Origin of the sequence: Streptomyces regalis (assembly GCF_001509475.1) — a bacterium.
Classification (GTDB): Bacteria; Actinomycetota; Actinomycetes; order Streptomycetales; family Streptomycetaceae; genus Streptomyces; species Streptomyces regalis.
This window is the reverse complement of the sequence record NZ_LLZG01000288.1, coordinates 37,756-58,621: the sequence shown is the minus strand read 5'-3', so window position 1 is coordinate 58,621 and position 20,866 is coordinate 37,756. Positions and strand designations below refer to the sequence as shown.

The 20,866-nt window shown below is 69.6% G+C and carries 16 protein-coding genes; 5 read left to right on the top strand and 11 right to left on the bottom strand.

The genetic code is table 11. The features are described 5' to 3' along the window. Window positions 1–10: 10 nt before the first annotated feature. The 6 genes from ADL12_RS26515 to ADL12_RS26490 all read right to left on the bottom strand — a co-directional run bounded on the left by ADL12_RS26515 (window position 11) and on the right by ADL12_RS26490 (window position 9,244). Window positions 11–991: an ABC transporter permease gene (locus ADL12_RS26515; RefSeq protein WP_062705945.1), complete on the bottom strand. Its 981-nt coding sequence runs from the start codon at window positions 989–991 to the stop codon at window positions 11–13. 82 nt (window positions 992–1,073) lie between these two features. Continuing rightward, a complete protein-coding gene (locus tag ADL12_RS26510) occupies window positions 1,074–2,882 on the bottom strand; it encodes an ABC transporter substrate-binding protein (protein WP_062705941.1) in 1,809 nt (602 codons plus the stop codon). Between the two features lie 55 nt (window positions 2,883–2,937). Next, window positions 2,938–3,972 (bottom strand): ABC transporter permease, encoded by a 1,035-nt coding sequence (locus ADL12_RS26505; protein ID WP_062705938.1) that lies wholly within the window; start codon window positions 3,970–3,972, stop codon window positions 2,938–2,940. 186 nt (window positions 3,973–4,158) lie between these two features. Next, window positions 4,159–6,066 carry a translational GTPase TypA gene (typA, locus tag ADL12_RS26500; protein ID WP_062705935.1) on the bottom strand — a complete coding sequence of 636 codons (1,908 nt, stop codon included), beginning with the start codon at window positions 6,064–6,066 and terminating at the stop codon, window positions 4,159–4,161. A 136-nt stretch (window positions 6,067–6,202) separates the two neighbouring features. Next, entirely contained in the window at window positions 6,203–6,874 is a 672-nt protein-coding gene (locus ADL12_RS26495) for a hypothetical protein (RefSeq protein WP_062705932.1), read from the bottom strand. A 126-nt stretch (window positions 6,875–7,000) separates the two neighbouring features. Further along, window positions 7,001–9,244, bottom strand: coding sequence for an ABC transporter family substrate-binding protein (locus ADL12_RS26490; protein ID WP_062705929.1), 2,244 nt, complete (start codon window positions 9,242–9,244; stop codon window positions 7,001–7,003). Between the two features lie 377 nt (window positions 9,245–9,621). On the opposite strand from ADL12_RS26490, the gene ADL12_RS26485 reads away from it, so the two are divergent. The 5 genes from ADL12_RS26485 to ADL12_RS26465 all read left to right on the top strand — a co-directional run bounded on the left by ADL12_RS26485 (window position 9,622) and on the right by ADL12_RS26465 (window position 15,276). Continuing rightward, window positions 9,622–9,912 carry a hypothetical protein gene (locus tag ADL12_RS26485; RefSeq protein WP_062705926.1) on the top strand — a complete coding sequence of 97 codons (291 nt, stop codon included), beginning with the start codon at window positions 9,622–9,624 and terminating at the stop codon, window positions 9,910–9,912. A 37-nt stretch (window positions 9,913–9,949) separates the two neighbouring features. Then, complete coding sequence (locus ADL12_RS26480) at window positions 9,950–10,771, top strand: hypothetical protein (protein ID WP_062705922.1); 822 nt, start codon at window positions 9,950–9,952, stop codon at window positions 10,769–10,771. Window positions 10,772–10,792: 21 nt separating this feature from the next. Beyond that, window positions 10,793–12,760, top strand: coding sequence for a fumarate reductase/succinate dehydrogenase flavoprotein subunit (locus tag ADL12_RS26475; RefSeq protein WP_062705919.1), 1,968 nt, complete (start codon window positions 10,793–10,795; stop codon window positions 12,758–12,760). Beyond that, entirely contained in the window at window positions 12,757–13,527 is a 771-nt protein-coding gene (locus ADL12_RS26470; RefSeq protein ID WP_062705916.1) for a succinate dehydrogenase/fumarate reductase iron-sulfur subunit, read from the top strand. Before ADL12_RS26475 ends, ADL12_RS26470 begins: the two co-directional genes overlap by 4 nt. Window positions 13,528–13,620: 93 nt before the next feature. Then, the gene (locus ADL12_RS26465; RefSeq protein WP_062705914.1) at window positions 13,621–15,276 is read left to right on the top strand and encodes a hypothetical protein; all 1,656 of its coding nucleotides are present in this window, start codon (window positions 13,621–13,623) and stop codon (window positions 15,274–15,276) included. Between the two features lie 214 nt (window positions 15,277–15,490). Here ADL12_RS26465 and ADL12_RS26460 read toward each other — a convergent pair whose 3' ends face one another. The 5 genes from ADL12_RS26460 to ADL12_RS26440 all read right to left on the bottom strand — a co-directional run bounded on the left by ADL12_RS26460 (window position 15,491) and on the right by ADL12_RS26440 (window position 20,763). Then, on the bottom strand, window positions 15,491–18,151 hold the full coding sequence (locus ADL12_RS26460) for a SpoIIE family protein phosphatase (protein ID WP_062705912.1): 2,661 nt from the start codon (window positions 18,149–18,151) through the stop codon (window positions 15,491–15,493). Between the two features lie 286 nt (window positions 18,152–18,437). Continuing rightward, window positions 18,438–18,839 carry an ATP-binding protein gene (locus ADL12_RS26455; protein ID WP_244188062.1) on the bottom strand — a complete coding sequence of 134 codons (402 nt, stop codon included), beginning with the start codon at window positions 18,837–18,839 and terminating at the stop codon, window positions 18,438–18,440. A gap of 197 nt (window positions 18,840–19,036) precedes the next feature. After that, window positions 19,037–19,444 carry a (deoxy)nucleoside triphosphate pyrophosphohydrolase gene (locus ADL12_RS26450; protein WP_062705907.1) on the bottom strand — a complete coding sequence of 136 codons (408 nt, stop codon included), beginning with the start codon at window positions 19,442–19,444 and terminating at the stop codon, window positions 19,037–19,039. 29 nt (window positions 19,445–19,473) lie between these two features. Continuing rightward, window positions 19,474–19,665: an SPOR domain-containing protein gene (locus tag ADL12_RS26445; RefSeq protein ID WP_062705903.1), complete on the bottom strand. Its 192-nt coding sequence runs from the start codon at window positions 19,663–19,665 to the stop codon at window positions 19,474–19,476. Window positions 19,666–20,010: 345 nt separating this feature from the next. Further along, entirely contained in the window at window positions 20,011–20,763 is a 753-nt protein-coding gene (locus ADL12_RS26440; RefSeq protein WP_062705900.1) for a GntR family transcriptional regulator, read from the bottom strand. Between the last annotated feature and the right edge of the window lie 103 nt (window positions 20,764–20,866).

Sequence of the window (20,866 nt, the reverse complement as noted above, 5' to 3'; positions counted from 1 at the left end):
AGTGCTCCTTCTACGCCAGCCGCACGCGCGGGTCGATGAAGGCGTACGCGGCGTCGACGACGATGTTGCAGAGCAGGATCATGGTGGCGGAGAACAGCATCACGCCCAGCAGCAGCGGCAGATCGCTGAAGAACACCGACTCCACCGCCAGCCGCCCGAGCCCCGGAAGTCCGAACGTGTACTCCGTGATGATGGCACCGCCGAGCAGTGATCCGAGGTCGATGCCGAAAATGGTGACGATGGGGATCAGCGAGCCGCGCCAGGCGTAGCGGAGGAAGACGTACCGCCGGGACATGCCCTTGGCGCGGGCGGTGCGGACGTGTTCCTCCTGGAGTTGCTCGATCATCGACGAGCGCGCCATACGGGTGTACTGCGAGGCGAAGATCGTGGAGAGCACCACCCACGGGATGATCAGCCCCGAGAACCAGGCGCCGGGATTCTCGGTGAACTCGTTGTAGGCGGGCTTGTCGAAGACGTGGGTCTGGTAGACGAGGATCGCGAGGGCCAGCGGGCCGAGGAAGTAGATCTGCATCGAGCTGATCACCATGGCGCCGGCCGTGAAGGTCTTGTCGACGATCGTGCCGCGCTTCCAGGCGGCGATCAGTCCGGTGCCCAGGCCGATGACCAGGAAGAAGACGGCCCCGCCGAGGGTGAGCGAGACGGTGGCGGGCAGGCGGTCCATCAGGGTGCCCCAGACCTGCTCGTTGGAGTGGTACGAGTAGCCGAAGCAGGGGGCCGGGCAAGGACCTTGGGCGAAGTCGTCGCTGCCCATGACGAGGTTGGTCAGGAAGATCCAGTACTGCTCGGGGATCGGCTTGTCGAGGCCCAGCACATGGTGCAGGTTCTCGAGGTTGGCCGGGGTGCATGTCTTGCCGCACATCAGGAGGGCCGGGTCGCGCGGCATCCCGAAGAACAGCAGGAACGCGACGATGCTCAGCAGGAAGAGGATGACGACGGCGCCGAGGGACCGGCGGAGCAGGAAGCGCAGCATGGCAGAGGCAGCTCTCAGCGGGCCGAGGGGCATCCGGCGCGCCCGTCGCCGGGCGGGCCGGATGCCGTGCGGGCGGGCGGGGTTACTTGACGTACAGGCGGCGCGGGTCGACGCCGCCGATGACATCGTCGTAGACGACGCCGCCGACCTTGGAGCCGGCGATCTGGACCTGCTTGTAGTAGGCGGTCGGGACGATGTTGACGACGTCCTTCACGATGTACTCGGCGAGCTTCTGCCACTCGGCCGCGGCCTTGGCCGGGTCGGCGATCCGGCTGATGCGGTCGATCTCGCTGTTGATCCTGGGGTCGTCGACCTGCGAGTAGTTCTGCGCACCCTCGGCGATCACCCGGCCGTCGTACAGCGGCGGGATCACGGTCGAGGCGGACGGCCAGTCGGCGGCCCACGAGGTGTGGAAGATGTCGTAGTTGTTGTTGAGCTTGCTGACCTGGTCGAAGTACGTCTCGGCCGGGATCTCCTGGCGCTGGACGTCGAAGCCGGCCTTCTCCAGGCCGGCCGCCATGGCGGTGGAGTACGCCTGGCCCTCCTGCGAGTTCACGTAGCCGAAGGTCAGCTTCGTGCCGACCTTGCCGGCCTCCTCGAGGAGCTTCTTGGCCTTGGCCGGGTCACCCGCGGGGTTCTTCTTCTTGCCCCAGGGGTCGAAGGAGGGGTCGTAGCCGCTGACGGTCGGGCTGATGATGCCGCCCGCGACCTCCATCGCGGCGCTGCCGCCGTAGGCCCGCACGAACGGCGAGACCGGCAGGGCGTAGGCGATGGCCTCGCGGACCTTCTTGTCCTGCATCGGCTTGTGGCTGAGGTTGATGTTGATCTGGCCGACGAACGGCTGGTAGCCGATGACCGTGCGGGGCTTCATCTTCGGGTCGCCCAGGACCTTCGACAGGTTGCCCGCGTCGACGGAGTTCTGCCAGCTGACGGCGGTCCGGTCGGTTCCGCTGTCGGCGACGAGGGCCTTGGTGGAGTCCTCGTACTGCTGGTTGAAGGTGATGGTGAACCTGTCGACGTACTGGTGGCGGATCGGGTCGGTCGCCGGGTCCCAGTTGGTGTTCTTCACCAGCACCATCGACTTGCCGGACCTGAAGGACTCGATCTTGTACGGCCCGGACACCACCGGGGCCTTGTCGTACTTCTCCTTGGTGTCGCCCTTCTGGGAGACAACCGCGTAGCCCGTCATGGCCAGCGCGTACGGCAGGTCGGGGTGTGGCTTCTTGAACTTGAAGACGACGGTTTTCGCGTCCGGTGTCTCCAGGACGCTGTCGGGCAGGTGCTTGCCCTTGAACGGGCCGTCCGGCAGCAGCTTGCGGTAGTCGGAGCCCGGGGTGTCGGCCAGCCACTGCTGGAGATACGGCGGGCCCTGGTTGATGAAGGGGGCGAAGAGCCGCTCGACGGAGTGCCGGATGTCCGCGGAGGTGATCGCGGAGCCGTCCTGGAACTTGATGCCGTCCTTGAGGGTGTACTTCCAGGTCCTGCCGCCGTCCGTGGTGGTGCCGGAGTCGGTGGCGAGGTCGCCGACGACCTCATGCTCCTTGCCGTCGTTGCTGGTCGCCTTGTAGCCGGTTAACCCTCGGTGCAGCAGCAGGGCGACGCCCATCTCGTTGAACACATAGATCTGGGCCGGGTCGAGGTGGGCGTAACTGTCGCGGGCGGGCACCGAGATGGTGCCGCCGGGCTTGGCACCCGGGACCTCGGCGGCGGGCCCCTTGGAGGCCGCGGCGTCACCGAACTTGATCAACGCCTTCTGCCGTTCGGCGTTCTCCTGCTGCTCCTTGTCGTTGCCGCCGCTCTTGCTGCCGCCGGAGCTGCAACCGGTCAGCACGAGTACCCCGGCCGCGAGCACCGAGATCACGGCGCGTGTGTGGCGTCCGCTCCTACCCATCACTTGGTTTCCACCCATCTGTTGTCACCAGTGCGAAGGAACCGAGAACTTGAGGTCAGCGTGCCGTCTTGGGGTCGAAGGCGTCCCTGACCGAGTCCCCGAGCAGGTTGAACGCCACGATGAAGACGATCATCGAGATGCCGGGGAAGAACATGTAGGTGATGTCGTTCTGCATCACGAGCTCGGTGGACGCCTTGGCGAACATCTGCCCCCAGTCCGGCGTCGGTTCGACGATGCCCACGCCGAGGAAGGACAGACCGGCCTCGGCGGTCACGAAGTTGGGGAGCATGTAGGTGCCCTGCACGAGGATCGGCGTGACCACGTTGGGCAGGATCTCCTTGCGGATGATCCGCCCCGGCGGGGCCCCGCTGACCTTGGCCGCGTCGATGAACTCCCGTTCCCGCAGGGCGAGTGTGGTGCCTCTGAGGATCCGCCCGAGGCTCATCCAGCCCAGGAACCACTGCACGAGGATGAGGGCGACGACCCGGACGTAGACCGGGGTCTCGTCGCGCGGGCTGACGAAGAGCGAGACGACCACCGGCATGCTGGCGATGAAGAACAGCTGTGCCGGGAAGGCGAGGAGGAAGTCGATGACCCGGCTGATCCAGTAGTCCGCCCTGCCGCCGAGATAGCCGGCCGTGACGCCGAGGAGGATGCCGGTGAGCACGGTCGCGAGCGTGACCGCGACGGAGATCATCAGCGAGGTCCGGATGCCGTAGAGGAGCTTGGTGAAGACGTCGTAGCCGTTGCCGGGTTCGAGGCCGAACCAGAACTCCCCGCTGATGCCGCCGTTGGGCTGGACCGGTACGCCCGCGCTGTCGAAGAGTTCGGGGCGCTCGTCGGCGTACACCGTGTAAGGGTTCTTGCCGTACAGGTTGGCGATCACCGGGGCCAACAGCCCGACCAGGAAGAAGAAGGCGACCACATAGGCCGAGATCACGCCGGTGCGGTCGCGTTTGAAGCGTATCCACATCAGTTGGCCGGGTGACCGGCCGACTAACTGCTCCGCCTCGGTCTTCGCTGGTGGCTGTGGTTCGCCGTCCGCGACGACCGGGGTCCCTCCGCCCTCAACGTCGATAGGACTTGTCACAGTTCGTCCGTTTCACAGGTGTGGGTGTACAGACGTCTGGCCCGAGCTTGCCGCTAACTATCTGCCATGAGCCAACCACCGACTACCGTCTTTTCAATTTCGATTGAGTCACAGCTGAGGGTCGTCAAAGCGCGAAAAAGCCCGGGTTCCCCCATGTCGGGGAACCCGGGCTCAACTACCCGATGATCAGCCGTGCTTGGCGCGGCTCGCGGCGCGGGCGCGCTCGCGGGCGTCCAGGTTCACCTTGCGGATACGGACCGCCTCCGGGGTGACCTCGACGCACTCGTCGTCGCGGCAGAACTCCAGGGACTGCTCCAGGGAGAGCTTGCGCGGCGGGACGATCGCCTCGAACGAGTCGGCCGAGGACGACCGCATGTTCGTGAGCTTCTTCTCCTTGGTGATGTTGACGTCCATGTCGTCGGAGCGCGAGTTCTCGCCGACGATCATGCCCTCGTACACCTCGGTGCCCGGGTCGGTGAACAGCACGCCGCGCTCCTGGAGGTTCGTCATCGCGAACGCGGTGACGGCACCGGCGCGGTCGGCGACCAGCGAGCCGTTGTTACGGGTCTGCAGGGCGCCGAACCAGGGCTCGTGACCCTCGTGGATGGAGTGGCCGATGCCTGTACCGCGCGTCTGCGTCAGGAACTCGGTCCGGAAGCCGATGAGACCGCGGGAGGGCACCACGAACTCCATGCGGACCCAGCCCGAGCCGTGGTTGGACATGTTGTCCATCCGGCCCTTGCGGACGCCCATGAGCTGCGTGACCGCGCCCATGTGCTCCTCGGGCACGTCGATCGTCATGCGCTCGACCGGCTCGTACACCTTGCCGTCGACGAGCTTGGTGACGACCTGCGGCTTGCCGATGGTCAGCTCGAAGCCCTCACGGCGCATCTGCTCGACCAGGATGGCGAGCGCGAGCTCACCGCGGCCCTGGACCTCCCAGGCGTCCGGACGCTCGGTGTCCAGCACGCGCAGGGAGACGTTACCGATCAGCTCGCGGTCGAGGCGGTCCTTGACCTGACGGGCAGTCACCTTGCGGTCCTTGACCGCGGCCTTGTTGTCGGCGCCCTTGCCGGTACCGCCACGGCCGACCAGCGGCGAGGTGTTCGTACCGATGGTCATGGAGATCGCCGGCTCGTCGACCGTGATCAGCGGCAACGGGATCGGGTTCTCGGGGTCGGCGAGGGTCTCGCCGATCATGATGTCCGAGATACCGGCGACGGCACAGATGTCACCCGGGCCGGCCACCTCGGCGGGCTTGCGGGTGAGCGCCTCGGTCATCAGCAGCTCGGTGATGCGCACGTTGGACATCGTGCCGTCACGCTTGATCCACGTGACGGTCTGGCCCTTGCGCAGCTCGCCCTGCTCGACGCGCAGCAGCGCGATACGGCCGAGGAAGTTGTCCGCGTCCAGGTTGGTGACGTGCGCCTGGAGCGGGGCCGCCTCGTCGTATTCCGGAGCCGGGACGTGCGACAGGATCGTGGAGAAGAACGGCTCCAGGCTGTCGCTGTCCTGCGGGACCGTGCCGTCCTCGGGCTTGGTCAGCGAGGCCACACCGTCACGCGCACACGCGTAGACGATCGGGAACTCGATCTGGTCCTCGTCGGCGTCGAGGTCGAGGAAGAGGTCGTAGGCCTCGTTCACGACCTCGTCGATGCGGGAGTCGGGGCGGTCCGTCTTGTTGATGCACAGGATGACGGGCAGGCGGGCCTGCAGCGCCTTGCGCAGCACGAAGCGGGTCTGCGGCAGCGGGCCCTCGGAGGCGTCCACCAGCAGGACCACCGCGTCCACCATCGACAGACCGCGCTCGACCTCGCCACCGAAGTCGGCGTGGCCCGGGGTGTCGATGATGTTGATGGTGATGACGTCGCCGCCATCCTTGGGGTGGTACTTCACGGCCGTGTTCTTGGCCAGGATCGTGATGCCCTTCTCACGCTCCAGGTCATTCGAGTCCATCATGCGGTCGTCGAGCGACTCGGCGGCGTGCGCCGCGAAGGCACCGGCCTGCTTCAGCATGGCGTCGACAAGGGTCGTCTTGCCGTGGTCGACGTGGGCGACGATAGCGACGTTGCGGATGTCGTGGCGCGTGGCCATAGTGCGGCGTTCTCCCGGAGTGTGAGGATGGCCTGCGCGTACGTCTGTGTGACGCGGGCCCTGCCGGGCTTGACACGCCACGGCCTCACCCCATGGTACGGGGCCGCGGTGGCGGGGGCTCGCCGGGCGGATGGGATCAGGCTTTCCCGATGGCCGGGGAGCCTTCCGCACAGGAGCGGAGGGCGGCCTGGAGGGCGAGGCCGTCACCGTCGACGGACTCCTGGCAGGAGAGGGCTCCACCGATGTCTACGGTCCGGTTCCTCGCGTGGCCGGTGGTGGTCTCTCCGCCGGAGCAGGTGTAGCGGAAGTCACCTTCCCATTCCCGCACCCCGGCGTACTCCACGAGTTCTCCCGGGCCGGTGACCTTGGACAGGCCGCTGTCCAGCTCCGGCGCCGCGAGGTGCACATCGGTGAAGGCATAGGTCTCGCCGCTCACCTCCGCCAGAGTGCGGGCGTCGGAGTCGATTTCGCCGATCCTCTTGCCCAGGGAGAAGAGGACCTCCGCCGGCGACACGGCCGGCCCCTCGGCCCGTACGGCCGGCTTCGGGGTGTACACCCGCTCCAGCTTCACGTTCATCGTGCCGTCGTCCCCGACTCGCTGGGCCTCGGAGACCCCGGTCAGCCGGTCCGTCCTCCGGACGCCGCTCCACGTGAACGTGCCGTCGGCGCACGCCTTCACCACGGCCTTGTCGCTCTTGCCGCTGCTCTCGGACTCGTCCTTCGCGTCGCCGGTGCAGGCCGTGAGCCCCGCCGCCAGCGCCACCGTGGCCAGTCCCGCCGTCCAGGTCCGTCGTGCCGTACCTCGCATGATCGGTACCTCTCCCCCGTTGGGCGGACGTGGTCGGCGCCCGCACCATGATCACTGTTGGACTCATGGTGCGGGCGCCGGGCGGGGGCGGCAAGGGCTTTGAGCGACCTCTGAGGTACGGCGATCTCAGCCGCCCGACGACGCGCTCGGTGACGGCTTCGCGCCCTTCTTCAGGAAGCCCATGTCCTCGTACACCGGTGTCCGGAAGCCGAAGGCGCCCGCGTTGGCGACGTTCTTCTTCGCCGCTGTCAGCTGGGGGCGCTGGTACAGCGGGATCGAGCCGGCCGCGGCCCAGATGCGGGAGTCGGCCTTGCGGATCAGGGAGCGCGACTCGGACTCGTCGAGCGTGGCGATCGCCTGGTCGAAGAGCTGGTCGACCTGGTCGGTGCCGACCCGCGTGTAGTTCTGCTCGACGTTCAGGGAACCGTCGGCGGCCGGGACCGGCTTGGCGTAGATGGGCCGGGCGTCGGTGGCGGGGTAGGCGGAGGCGGGCCACGAGTACAGGGCGAGGTCGTACTGGCCGGACGCGATGTGGTCCTTGAAGTAGCTCTCGTCCGCGACCTTGGTGATCTCGGTCCGGATACCGACCCGTTCCAGCATGAGGCCGATCCGGTCCGCCACCGTGCGCAGCGTCTGAGAGCCCTCCCCCGACGGCACCACGAAACGCAGCGTCAGCGGCTTGCCGTCCTTCGCCAGCGGCCGCGCTGCCACACCCGCGGGAGCGGCGGTGCCCTGCGGAGCGTACGCGCCGGGCGCCCCGCCCTGTTGCACCTGCTTGTTGCCGTACTGCTTGCCGTCCTGGGCGAGGTGCTCCCCGTCGCGGCCCTCGCCGCCGTCCGCCTTGTTGTCCTCCCCGACGATGTACGTCCCGTCGTCCCCGCCTTCCGAGTTCGACTCCGACGAGGACTCCGACTTCTTGTCGGCCTTCTCGCCCTTCTCGTCCTTCTCGCTCTTCTCGCTCTTCTCGCTCTTGCCGGCCTTCTCGGTCTTGCCGGCCTTCTCGGTCTTCTCGCCGTTCTCGCCCTTCCCGGCCTTCTCCCCCTCCGCCCCGGCCGCCTTCTCCCCCTTCTTCTCCTTCTGCTCCTTGATCGGCCCGCCCTGCACCCACCCCGCGTCCGCCAGCAGCGCCTGTGCCTCCTTCGTGTCCTGGTCGCCGATCGCGCCGCTGTTGTCGGCGTACGCGGCCTGGCCGGACAGCGCGAGATGGCTGCCGACCGGCTCGGTCGGCAGGCCGAGCGGGGCGAGGACCAGCTTCGCCAGCTCCCTGCGGTCGAGCGCGCGTGCCACGGCCCGCCGCACCCGCTCGTCGGCGAGGGGACCGTCGGCACCGTTGAGGGCGAGTTGGGTGTACGCCGGTTCCAGGGACTTCCGTACCTCGAAGCCCCGGAACGCCACCTGCTGCCGGGGCTCCTTGGTGGTCGTCCGGCCCCGCTCCGGGCCCATCAGCGCCGTACCGGTGGCACGGGCGGTCGCACCCCGGGGAGGCGAGGCGAGCGCGATGCGCCGGGCAGCGGAGGGGTCGATCTCGGCGAGGTCGAGCCGTCCGGCCGCCAGCTCGGCGGCCCGCTCGTCGCGCGGCACGGCCCGCAGCACGATCTCGGTCAGCTTGGCCGGCTGCCCCCACCAGCGGGGATTGCGGGTGAGCCGGACCTCGTCGCCCGCCCGGTCGATCTTCTTCACGGCGAACGGCCCGGCGCTGACCTTGAGCTTGCGCCGCGCCCCGTCGTTGAAGGAGTCCGGCGTGCCCATGACCTCCTTCGGGTACAGCGGCGAGAACAGCGACCGCCAGTCCGCGTACGGCCGCTCGAAGGTGACCCGCACCTCCAGGTCGTTGTCGCCGCGCTCGATCTTCTCGATGCGGTCGTAGCCGGCGTTGCGGGCGGTCCAGTAGGCACTGTCCTTGCCGGACAGGGCCCGCCACTGGGCTGCGAAGTCGGCGGCGCCGATCTCTCGGCCGTCGCTCCAGACGGCCTGCTGGTTGAGCTTGTACAGGACGACCTGCTTGGGCTCCGTCTCGACGATCTTGGCGGACTCCAGGTAGTCCGGGTTGCGCTCCGGCCGCCCGCTCTCGTCGAGCCGGAACATCGAGGGCAGGGTGGCCTGCGCGATCCGGGTCGTGGTCGCGTCGGCGTCCGACTGGAAGGTGTTCAGCGTCTCCGGTACGGCGTCCACGGCCCACCGCAGTGTGCCGCCGTCGGCGATCAGGGTCCGGGCGGCCGGCTCGATGTCCTGCCCGGCCAGCGGCTTTCCGGCGGGGTCCGGGTCGCTGCAACCGGCGAGAGCGGGCACCGCGAGCACGCCCGCTGCGAGGAAGGCGACCGAGCGCATGACCGCGCTGCGACCAGGCCTGGGTCCGACGTCGTAGGACATCTCTGGTACCTCCGGGGAGCAGCTCCCGCCGGTGACAATAAGTGCGTTCTGATCACATTTGGCGGTATTTTGGAGTTGATCAGATCTACGGCCCCCCACTGAAGGGGAAAGGGTTCGCCAGGCGGAGACGACACGGCGGCGAGGGCGCGCAAGGCCACCCGTGTGGAGCAACGCACTCCCACGCGGGTGGAGCAACGCGCCCGCGCACTCCTTCAGCTCCCCCGGCGTACACAGAGCGCATGCAGGCGCGCGTCGGAGGCATGCAATCCGCCAATCGCTGCACATCCCTTCACAGCGACAGGTGTGACGCGCAACACTCGCAGGCGCATGAACGTTGCCACCCAGGGCCGAAGGGCCCACGGAAGTGAGGTCACGTCATGTCCGTGCAAGACGACCTGACAGCTGTCCAGCGTTGCCTCGACGACCTGTCGCGGTCCGTGGGCCGCCTGGAGAAGCAGCTCGGCACCGCCGGGCTGGAGATGCGCCGCGTCCGCACCGACGCCAACCATCTGCGCGAGAGCGTCGCGCTGCTGCGGGAGTCGGCCGCGAGCCCGACCACGCAACGCAAACCCGAGCTCGTCACCATCCCCGACACGCCGTACGACGACTCTCTGTGGATCGACACGGATGACGAAGGTCTCGGCGCCCGGGACCGCCACGCCCCCTGAGATCCCCTGAGAACCCACACCCGACCGGAGTCATGCATTGGCCACTGGTACGGAACCTCATCTGAACAGCGGCGGCGTACGAACCGGTACGCGCGCCGCGATCACCGCCCCGCACCTGCGGACCGACCGCTGGTGGCTGGCCCCGGCCGCCACCGCGGCCGGTCTGCTGGCGTTCATCGTGTACTCGACCTGGCGGGCCTTCGCCAACGCGGACTACTACGCGGCGCCGTACGTCTCCCCGTTCTACTCGCCCTGTCTGGCGGAGAACTGCGAGCCCATGCGCGCCGGGCCGAACTGGGACCTGTTCGGGAGCTGGTGGGGCATCTCCCCCGCGATCATCATCCTGATCTTCCCGCTCGGCTTCCGCCTGACCTGCTACTACTACCGCAAGGCCTACTACCGCGGCTTCTGGATGTCGCCCCCGGCCTGCGCGGTGGCGGAGCCGCACAAGAAGTACAGCGGTGAGACCCGCTTCCCGCTGATCCTGCAGAACATCCACCGGTACTTCTTCTACGCCGCGATCCCGGTCGCCGGGATCCTGACGTACGACACGGTGCTCGCCTTCCGCGACGAGAACTACGAGTGGGGCCACATGGGCCTGGGCACCCTCGTCTTCGTCGTCAACATCGTGCTGATCTGGGCGTACACCCTCTCCTGTCACTCCTGCCGGCACATCGTCGGCGGCAAGCTCAAGCACTTCTCCAAACACCCGGTGCGCTACCGGATGTGGCAGTGGATCGGGAAGCTGAACGCCCGCCACATGCTGCTCGCCTGGGCATCGCTGGTGAGCGTGGCGCTCGCCGACTTCTACGTCTATCTCATCTCGTCCGGGGTCTTCGACGATCCGCGCTTCTTCTAATCGTGAGTGGGGACTGAACAGATGTCCGTGGTCGAACGGCAGGAGTGGGACGTCGTCGTGGTCGGCGCCGGGGGCGCGGGCCTGCGTGCGGCGATCGAGGCACGCGAGCGGGGCGCCCGTACGGCCGTGATCTGCAAGTCGCTGTTCGGCAAGGCGCACACGGTGATGGCCGAGGGCGGCATCGCGGCGGCCATGGCCAACGCCAACGAGCACGACAACTGGCAGGTCCACTTCCGCGACACCATGCGCGGCGGCAAGTTCCTCAACCAGTGGCGGATGGCCGAGCTGCACGCGCGGGAGGCGCCGGAGCGGGTGTGGGAGCTGGAGACCTGGGGGGCGCTCTTCGACCGTACGAAGGACGGCCGTATCTCCCAGCGCAACTTCGGCGGCCACGAGTACCCGCGCCTCGCACACGTCGGCGACCGCACCGGCCTGGAGCTGATCCGCACGCTCCAGCAGAAGATCGTCTCGCTGCAGCAGCAGGACAAGAAGGAGACCGGCGACTACGAGTCCCGCCTGAAGATCTTCCAGGAGTGCACGGTCACGAGGATCCTCACTGCGTCTGACAGCGGCTCCGCCGCGGGCGGCAGCCGGGTCTCCGGGGTCTTCGCGTACGAGCGCGAGACGGGCCGTTTCTTCGTGCTGGAGGCCCCCTCGGTCGTCATCGCGACGGGCGGCATCGGCAAGTCCTTCAAGGTGACGTCGAACTCGTGGGAGTACACGGGCGACGGCCACGCGCTGGCGCTGCTGGCCGGTGCGCCGCTGCTGAACATGGAGTTCGTGCAGTTCCATCCGACGGGCATGGTCTGGCCGCCGTCGGTGAAGGGCATCCTGGTCACGGAGTCGGTGCGCGGCGACGGAGGGGTGCTGCGCAACTCCGAGGGCAAGCGGTTCATGTTCGACTACATCCCCGACGTCTTCAAGGAGAAGTACGCCCAGTCGGAGGAGGAGGGCGACCGCTGGTACGAGGACCCGGACAACAACCGGCGGCCTCCGGAGCTGCTCCCTCGTGACGAGGTGGCGCGGGCGATCAACGCCGAGGTGAAGGCGGGGCGGGGCTCCCCGCACGGCGGGGTCTTCCTGGACGTGTCCACCCGTATGCCGGCGGAGGTCATCCGCCGTCGCCTTCCGTCCATGTACCACCAGTTCAAGGAGCTGGCGGACGTGGACATCACGGCGGAGGCGATGGAGGTCGGGCCGACCTGCCACTACGTCATGGGCGGCATCGCGGTCGAGTCGGACACGGCGGCCGCGCGCGGGGTGCCCGGCCTGTACGCGGCCGGTGAGGTGGCCGGCGGTATGCACGGCTCGAACCGGCTGGGCGGCAACTCGCTCTCCGACCTCCTGGTCTTCGGCCGCCGGGCGGGCTGGCACGCCGCCGAGTACGCGGCCGCGCGGGCCTTCGAACGCCCCGAGGTCAGCGACCTGCAGATCGACACGGCCGCCGCGGAGGCGCTGCGCCCCTTCTCGGCCGAGGGTCCGGCCGGGGGTGTGGACGACGGGCGTCCGCCGGAGAACCCGTACACCCTCCACCAGGAACTCCAGCAGACCATGAACGACCTCGTCGGCATCATCCGCCGCGCAGGCGAGATGGAGCAGGCGCTCGAGAAGCTGGCGGATCTGCGCGTACGTGCCCGCCGGGCCGGAGTCGAAGGCCACCGCCAGTTCAACCCGGGCTGGCACCTCGCACTCGACCTGCGCAACATGCTGCTGGTCAGCGAGTGCGTGGCGCGGGCGGCGCTGGAGCGCACGGAGTCGCGGGGCGGCCACACCCGCGAGGACCATCCGACGATGGACCGCAAGTGGCGCAACATCAATCTGCTGTGCCGGCTCGCCGACCCGACGGGCGGTCTGGCGGCCACGGACCCGGAACACGGCCAGATCACCCTGCTGCGCGAGACCACCGACCCCGTCCGCCCCGACCTGCTCGCTCTCTTCGACAAGGAGGAGCTGGTCAAGTACCTCGCCGAAGAGGAGCTCTACCAGTGAGCAGCTACGAGGCCCGCTTCAAGGTGTGGCGGGGCGATGTGCAGGGCGGCGGCCTGGAGGACTTCAAGGTCGAGGTGAACGACGGCGAGGTGGTCCTGGACATCATCCACCGCCTCCAGGCCACCCAGGCCCCCGACCTGGCCGTCCGCTGGAACTGCAAGGCGGGCAAGTGCGGTTCGTGTTCCGCCGAGATCAACGGGCGCCCGAGGCTGATGTGCATGACGCGGATGTCCGTCTTCACCCGGGAGGAGACGATCACCGTCACGCCGCTGCGCGCCTTCCCCGTCGTACGGGACCTGGTCACGGACGTCGGCTTCAACTACACCAAGGCGCGCGAGGTCCCGTCCTTCGTACCGCCGGAGGGCCTGGCCCCCGGTGAGTACCGCATGATGCAGGAGGACGTGGACCGCTCGCAGGAGTTCCGCAAGTGCATCGAGTGCTTCCTGTGCCAGGACACCTGCCATGTCGTCCGCGACCACGAGGAGAACAAACCGGCGTTCGCGGGCCCGCGCTTCCTGATGCGCGTCGCGGAGCTGGACATGCACCCGCTGGACGCGGCGAGCGAGACCGGCTTGGACCGCAAGAAGACCGCCCAGGACGAACACGGTCTCGGCTACTGCAACATCACCAAGTGCTGCACGGAGGTCTGCCCCGAGGGCATCAAGATCACGGACAATGCGCTGATCCCTCTGAAGGAACGGGCCGTCGACCGCAAGTACGACCCGTTGGTGTGGCTGGGGTCGAAGATCAGGAGGCGGTCTTCGTAGCACCATGCCGCGCATGGATTCCGTAATGGATTCCGTAAAGGCGCCGACCCACCCCGGTCGCGCTGCCACATTCCTGCCCATACGCTCCGAAATGTGACGTCATCCTTGATCCGGGGCCGGCCGCGGCGTGGGGCCTCGCACATATCGGTGCGGGTCGTGCATGCCCTGGTGGGTGGGCTGGTCGGGGTGGCGTGGCTGGTGTTGCCCGGGATGACGATGGCGGGCGCAGGGCCTGTTGCGGGCGGTGCGGAGCGGCCCGTTGCCGGTGCGGTGGCTCAGGGGGAGGTCGGGGAGACGTCCGCCGCCGATCTGGTGATGCCGATGCTGGCCGTGGTCACGGTGGTGGTGCTCGCGGGGTACGGGTTCCTGCGGCGGAGGCGGCGGGTGCGAGGGCGGACGACGCCGGGTGGGGCGCCGGTCCAGGTCGCGGAGCCGGCGGGCGGGGAACTCGATGAGCGGGCGCGGGCCGTGCTGGTCGAGGCCGACGACTGGGTGCGGGTCAGTCGGGAGGAGTTCGGGTGTGTCGAGGGCCGGGTGGGGGTCGCCGGCGTCCGCCGCCCTGACGCCTCGCTCAAGGAGGCGGACATCGAGCCTTTCGTACGGGTTCTGCGGGACGCCGAGGCCGAGCTGGCGGTCGCGTTTCGGATGCGGTGGCAGTACGAGGGCGGGGTTCCGGTGGAGGACGCGGCTCGGCGGCATGTGCTGGCGGGGATCGTCGGGCGGGCGGAGGAGACGGGGCGGTTGCTGGATGCGCAGGCCGCTGCGTTCGACCAGGTGCGCGGGCTGGAGGCGGGCCTGGGCGGAGGGCTGGGCGAGGCGTTGGCCGTCGCGGAGGCCCGGTTCCGGGCGCTGGCCGGGCGTACCGGCGGTGCCGACGCGGCTGTCCGCGGCCTCGCTGAGCGGTACGCTCACTCGGCCGTCGCCGCCGTCGTGGGCCACGTCGAGCAGGCCAAGGACCGGCTGGTGTTCGCCACGACCCGCCTCAACCAAGCCCGCCAGAGCGCCGACTCGGGCGAGAACGGGCGGGCCGCGGGCCATTTGCGGTCCGCCGAGGGCGCCATCGCCCAGGCCGCCGTCTTCATCGACGGCATCGACCGGCTCGCCGGGGAGCTCGCGACGGCCGCGGCGATGGTTCCGGCCACGCTGACGGGCGCGGAGGTGGAGATCGCCGGGGCGCGGGAGTCCCGGGCAGGGCTCGGAGCCGCGCACGCAGACATCCCTCCCGGTGAGCTGCGCGCCCGCGTCACCCATGCCGACTTCGTCCTGGCCGCCGTACGAGAAGAGCTGACCACCCGGCCGTACGACCCCCTCGACCTGCTGCGGCGGATCGTGCGGGCCGTCGGGCCGGTCGTCGCGGGGCGGGCCGGCGTACTTCCGGCCGCCGCGCTGGTGTGCGCGCGCAGTGCAGTCGCCGATGCGGACGACGTGATCGCGGCGCACCGGGCTGCGGTGGGCAGCGAGGCCCGCACCCGCCTGGCGGAGGCCCGGCGCCTGCTCACGGCCCCGGCGTCCGGCCGGGACCCACGTCGGGAGCTCGCCGACCTCCTCACGGCCGACACCCTGGCCCAGCAGGCCCGCGACCTGGCCGACCAGGACGTACGCATGCACGGCCACCCCATGGACGGCCCCGGCGAGGACGCCGGCGGGCTCGCCGGAGCGGTCCTCGGCGGCGTCCTGCTGGGCGGGGCTCCGGCAAGCTTCGGCGGGCCTCGCACACGGGATCGGCGAGGAGGCGGGCCTGGCGCGTGAGCCCACTCATCCCTAACCCCCACCCACCCGCTGGGGCCTTCGCTTCTCAGCGCCGGTCCGCATAATTCAGCCCGTCCGGCGTTTGAGGACGAGGCCCGTTCAGGGCCGAAGCAGGGGTCCAGGGGGCGGCAGCCCCCTGGCGGGGTCGAAGGGGCGGAGCCCCTTCAGGATGGGACGGGTAGGGGCGGCGGGGGCGAGGACCCTCCCGGCCCGCTCAGAACAGGCTCAGCAACGCCTCCGCCGGATCCGTGAGCCCGTTCTCCCCGTCCGGCAACGGCAGTTCGAACCACACCGTCTTCCCACGCGGCGTACGTCGCGAGCCCCACGCCGCACTGAGCAGACCGACGAGTTGCAGCCCCCGGCCCCCCTCGTCCGTGTCACGGGCACGCCGCCGGCGTGGTTGGACCAGCCCGGAGTCCCAGACCTCGCACACCAGCGTGCGGTCCAGCAGCAGCCTCAGTCTGATCTCGCCCTCGCCGTAGCGAAGGGCGTTGGTGACCAGCTCACTCACCAGCAGCTCCGTCGTGTCGACCAGCGGCTCCAGGTCCCACGACAGCAGCTGCCCGCGGGCGTACTCCCGGGCCCGCCCCACACTGCGCGGCTCGCGCGGCAGCGTCCAGTCCCCGACCGACTCCGCGGGCAGCCCCTGGACGCGGGCCATCAACAGCGCGATGTCGTCCTCGCCGTGGTGGCTGTCGAGGGTGTTGAGGACGTGGTCGCAGACGTCCTCCAAGGGCCGGGTGGGATCAGTGAGCGCGCCCACGAAGGCCTGCAGCCCCTCGTCCAGCGGGTGGTCGCGGGACTCGACCAGTCCATCCGTGTAGAGCGCCAGCAGCGCACCCTCCGGCAGCTCGACCTCCACCTCCTCGAACGGCTCTCCCCCCACGCCCAGCGGCATCCCCGGCGGCACGTCCAGCATCAGCGCCGCCTCACCGGGTTCGACGAGGACCGGCGGCAGATGCCCGGCGTTGGCGAAGGTGCAGCGGCGGGTGACGGAGTCGTAGACCGCGTACACGCACGTCGCCAGGTACACCTCGGACAGATCCGCCTCACGGGGCCGGCGGGCCGCACGCGTGGCCTGCTGGACGCCCCCGGGCGCGCCCAGGCCGCGCGCGATCTCGTCCAACGCCGAGAGGACCTCGGCCGGTTCGAGGTCCAGCAACGCCAGCGTTCGTACGGCCGAACGGAGTTCGCCCATCGCCACGGCCGCACGCAGGCCACGGCCCATGACGTCCCCGACGACCAACGCCGTCCGGTGGCCGGGGAGTTCGATGACGTCGAACCAGTCGCCGCCCACCTCGCTGGGCCGGTCGGAGGAGGAGTTGCCCGGCAGATAGCGGCACGCGATGTCCAGGCCGGACGCGACCGGGTCCCCCGGCGGGAGCAGGGACCGTTGCAGTATCAGCGCGCGCTCGTGCTCGCGCCGGTACAGGCGGGCGTTGTCGATGCAGACCGCGGCACGTGCGGCGAGTTCGACCGCCAGCTCGCGGTCCCGGTCGCCGAACGGCTCGCTGCCCTTCGTACGGGCGAACTGCGCCAGTCCCACGACCGTGTCGTGGGCGACCATCGGCACGGCGAGCGTGGACTGGACGAGGCCGCCCTCCTCGCCGGGCACGTGCTGCGGCCGGGCGGTGCGCAGGGCGTCCGCGCAGGGCGAGTTGAAGGGGTAGTGGTGCACGGCGCCGACCGCGACGGCGGCACCGCCGCCGACGAAGGGCGCGTCGGAGACGGCGCTGGCGAAGGCGACGCGGCGCAGTTCCGCGCTGCCGTCGGCGAGGCCGGGCGGCGTCTCGTCGCCGGCCAGCAGGCCCTGGTAGAGGTCGACCGTGGCCAGGTCGCAGAAGCCGGGGACGACGACGTCGAGGAGTTCGCGGGCCGTGGTCTCCAGGTCGAGGGAGTTGCCGATGCGGGCACCGGCCTCGTTCAGCAGGGCGAGATTGCGCCGGGCGGCGGCGGCCTCCCGGGCGGCGGCGCGACGGGCGGTGATGTCGATTCCGAGCCACGCGATGCCGATGGGGCGGCCGCTGCCGCTGTGCACCCGGTAGAGGTTGATGGACCAGTGACGGCGCTCGTCGGAGCCGGGCAGAAAGCCCGTGACGTGCATGTCCGTGATGGAGTTGCCACTCTCCAGGACGCGGCGCAGGGTGGCCGCGACCCGTTCGGCCTCGGGGCGGGGCAGATAGTCGTGGACGCCGCGACCGCGGTGGTCGTCCGGTGTGCCGCCGAAGAGGGAGGCGAACCGGTGATTGACGCGGCGGACCTTCAGTTCGGGGTCGATCAGCACGAAGCCGAACGGAGATTGACCGAAAATCGACTGCGAGGCGGCCAGGTCGGTCTCGATGCGGCGGAGGGTGCGGACGTCGACGACGATGCACACGGCGGCCTTCTCGGCGTCCTCCGTCCGCGTCGGCATGACGTACACCTCGGCGAGACCGTCCTTGCCGCGCTCTCCGTCGGAGCCGTCCGGCGCCCGGAAGGGGACCACGCCGGTCCACTCCCGCCCGTCGAGGATCTCGGCCATCTTGCGCTGGCCCTGCTCGCGCAGGTCCGGGTCGATGAACGCCGCTATGGGGTCCATGCCGACGGCACGCTCGGCGGGGATGCCGAAGAGCTGCTCGGCGCGCAGGCTCCACTGGTCGACGAGGCCGTCGGGGCCGATGGAGAAGGACGCGACCTTGATGTAGTCGTAGATCGAGCCGGGCGGACTGCTCTGCCAGACGGCGTCGCCGGGGCGGAACTCGTCCGAGGCCTGTGTGTCATGGGAGACCTGGGTGTCGTAAAGCCGCTCTCCCGTAAGCCGCTCTCCCGTGGCCTTCGCCCTCGCGCCGTCCGACGGGTCCTCGGACTCCGTGGCCTTCGCTGGTATCTCGCTCACGCGAACCGTCCCCTCCAGCTCACCGCGTCCGGCACCGGTCACCGGCAGCGGCTGCCCGCAGTATCCAGCACTACGGCCCCGCACAACACGGTGTTCACGATCACAGCACGTTCCCGATGGTTTTCGGTCCCGGCCGCGGAAACACTTCCAGTCTTCTAACCAGCGGACACGCAGTCGAATCACCGGGCTCGCCAACTGCCACTGGCCTGAACCATTCGATCGACAGAGCGAGGACCGGCGTACACCGCGGTGGACGTGTACTGACGGGTTGTAGAGCGAGCGGCGGTCACCGCGGCACCACGAGCTCGAACCACACCGTCTTGCCCGTGTTCCGCCCCGGCCTGGTTCCCCATCGGCGCGAGGAGTGCGCCACGAGTTGGAGTCCACGGCCGCTCTCGTCCTCGAGGGCGGCGACGCGTTCGAGGGGCGGGTCGGGGAGGGGGTCGGAGACCTCGACCAGGAGGACGTCGCCGAGATCGGCGGGGCGTACCAGGCGTACGCCGATGGGGCCCGTCGCATGCCGCAGGGAGTTGGTCACGAGCTCGCTGACCAGCAGCGCCGTGATGTCGGCGAGGCTGTCCAGGCCCCAGTCGCGCAGCCGGCCGCGAACGGCGGCCCGAGCGGCACGCACGGCACCCGCCTCTGCGGGAAAGGTCCACTCGGCGCAGACGCCTTCGGAGTCGATCACGCCGATCACTTCCCGGGCCAGCGGATGCCCCCACGTCCGGTTTCATGGGGTTAATGGGCACATACCCGATATTCGGCAGGCAGTACCGCACGGGGGATTCGGTGACTCAACTACCCCCGCCTGGCTCAGACAGCCCCCGCATCCCGACTCGGGCAAGCCCCCGCCTCCGGGCTCAGGTGCCCCCCCCGTCTCCGGACTCAGGCACCCGCCGCCCCCAGCCGGCCTGCCACCTCCCGGACCGCCGGCACGTCCGGCTCCAGCCAGTCCACGTCCCAGAGTTCCCCGGGCGCCAGCCAGCGCAGCTCGTCGTGATCCTGGAGGGGCTTGGGTTCGCCGCTGCCGGGGAGGAGACAGGCCACCCACACCTGCAGGACGTACGGCGACTTCAGGGGCCACTGCCCCGGCACGCGCTCGACCACCTCGGCGTCCACGCCGAGTTCCTCCCGCAGCTCCCGCACGAGCGCCGCCTCGGGCGCCTCACCGGGTTCGACCTTCCCGCCGGGCAGCTCCCAGCGCCCGGCCAGTTCCTCGGGCGCGCTGCGCCGGGCCGCGAGCAGGCGGCGCCCCTCCAACAGCGCGGCACCGACCACGATCCGTTCCGTCATGCGCCGGAGCCTACGGGAGCAGGGGTACGTCAGCTGTCGGCCCCGGCCCCGTTCTGCGCGACCCGCTCGACCCAGTACAGCTGCTTGTGTCCGCGGTTGTCGAGGCTGTCCGCGATCTTCTGGGCCTCCGCCCGTGTCGCGTACCGGCCCACGCGATAGCGATTGCCGTTGTCGTCCTGTCGGACGACGAGCCAGGGAAGAGTGATCGTGCTGTCGTTCATCGCGCCCCACTGCTCCTTCCCGCCCACGACCGCCCGGCTCGCGGCCTGTGCCGTGCCCCGCCCGCTAAGGAAACCGCAATCCGCATATGCCCGAGCCTACGCCTAACCTTTACGCAGCGAATACGGCTTTTCACAAAGAGGTACGCAACCAGCCAAGTCGCAGGGGGCGCACGGCATCGAATGCGCCGTGCGCAGACGTCGACGCATCCGGTCACGGGCATATCGAACACGCCCGTTACGACCTGCGAAATCGGCCAGATTCCAACGGCGATGAGGGAGGCGGGAGTTGGAGCTCGGGCGGAGGCAACTGCCGTGAAGGTGTGCGCTACTTCACCATCGAGTGCGCTACTTCACCGGGAGGTGGTAGGCGACCCGGTAGCGGTCCGCCGGGATCACCACGTCCGCCGTCTCCACGGGGCGGCCGGACGCGTAGTACGTGCGCTGGATGACCAGGACCACATGGCCGGGGACGCCGCCCAACGCCAGCAGCTCCTCCGCCAGGCCGGGGCGCGCGCCCACCTCCTCCGTGACGTTGTCCACGACGACGTCGATGGCCGCCATGCGCTCGACGACGCCCATGCCGCCGAGCGGGCCCTCCTCGGGCAGCATCACGGGCGTACGGCCGGTGACGGCGAGGGGCTCCCAGGACGTGGAGAGCATCATCGTCTCGCCGGCGTCCCGGAAGACGTACCTCGTGCACATGACGCGGTCGCCGGGGCGGATGGCGAGCCGCTCGGCGACGGCGACGCTCGCCTCGGCCTGCTCGCTGCTGGACTCCCAGGTGCCGCGCGCCTCGCCGTCGGACTGCTCCTGGCGGAAGGGGGTGGCACCGCTCGGCGGGCGGAAGCCGGAGCGGGAGATCCTGCGGGGGACGGGGCGCTCACGGACGTACGTCCCGGAGCCGGAGCGGCCCTCGACCAGCCCCTCGGCCATCAGTACCTTGCGTGCCTCCAGCGCGACGGTGTCCGAGACGCCGTACTCCTCGCGGATCCTGGCCTGGGACGGGAGGCGGGTGTGCGGTGGCAGCGAACCGTTGACGATCTTCTTGCGGAGATCACCCGCGACGCGCAGGTACGCCGGCTGCTCACCGAAAGTCACTGGCCGCTCCCATCAGGTTGTACAGACAGCAACAGCGTGGCAACCGTGGGTTGTCTCATGCAAGCAAAGGCCAGAGAATCACTCGATGTGATGACTTGCGCTT

Bases quoted from the DNA above. Each gene is read 5' to 3' on its own strand.
- ADL12_RS26515 (WP_062705945.1), bottom strand. From the start codon at position 991: ATGCTGCGCTTCCTGCTCCGCCGGTCCCTCGGCGCCGTCGTCATCCTC.
- ADL12_RS26510 (WP_062705941.1), bottom strand. From the start codon at position 2,882: ATGGGTAGGAGCGGACGCCACACACGCGCCGTGATCTCGGTGCTCGCG.
- typA (WP_062705935.1), bottom strand. From the start codon at position 6,066: ATGGCCACGCGCCACGACATCCGCAACGTCGCTATCGTCGCCCACGTC.
- ADL12_RS26495 (WP_062705932.1), bottom strand. From the start codon at position 6,874: ATGCGAGGTACGGCACGACGGACCTGGACGGCGGGACTGGCCACGGTG.
- ADL12_RS26490 (WP_062705929.1), bottom strand. From the start codon at position 9,244: ATGTCCTACGACGTCGGACCCAGGCCTGGTCGCAGCGCGGTCATGCGC.
- ADL12_RS26485 (WP_062705926.1), top strand. From the start codon at position 9,622: ATGTCCGTGCAAGACGACCTGACAGCTGTCCAGCGTTGCCTCGACGAC.
- ADL12_RS26475 (WP_062705919.1), top strand. From the start codon at position 10,793: ATGTCCGTGGTCGAACGGCAGGAGTGGGACGTCGTCGTGGTCGGCGCC.
- ADL12_RS26450 (WP_062705907.1), bottom strand. From the start codon at position 19,444: ATGACGGAACGGATCGTGGTCGGTGCCGCGCTGTTGGAGGGGCGCCGC.
- ADL12_RS26445 (WP_062705903.1), bottom strand. From the start codon at position 19,665: ATGAACGACAGCACGATCACTCTTCCCTGGCTCGTCGTCCGACAGGAC.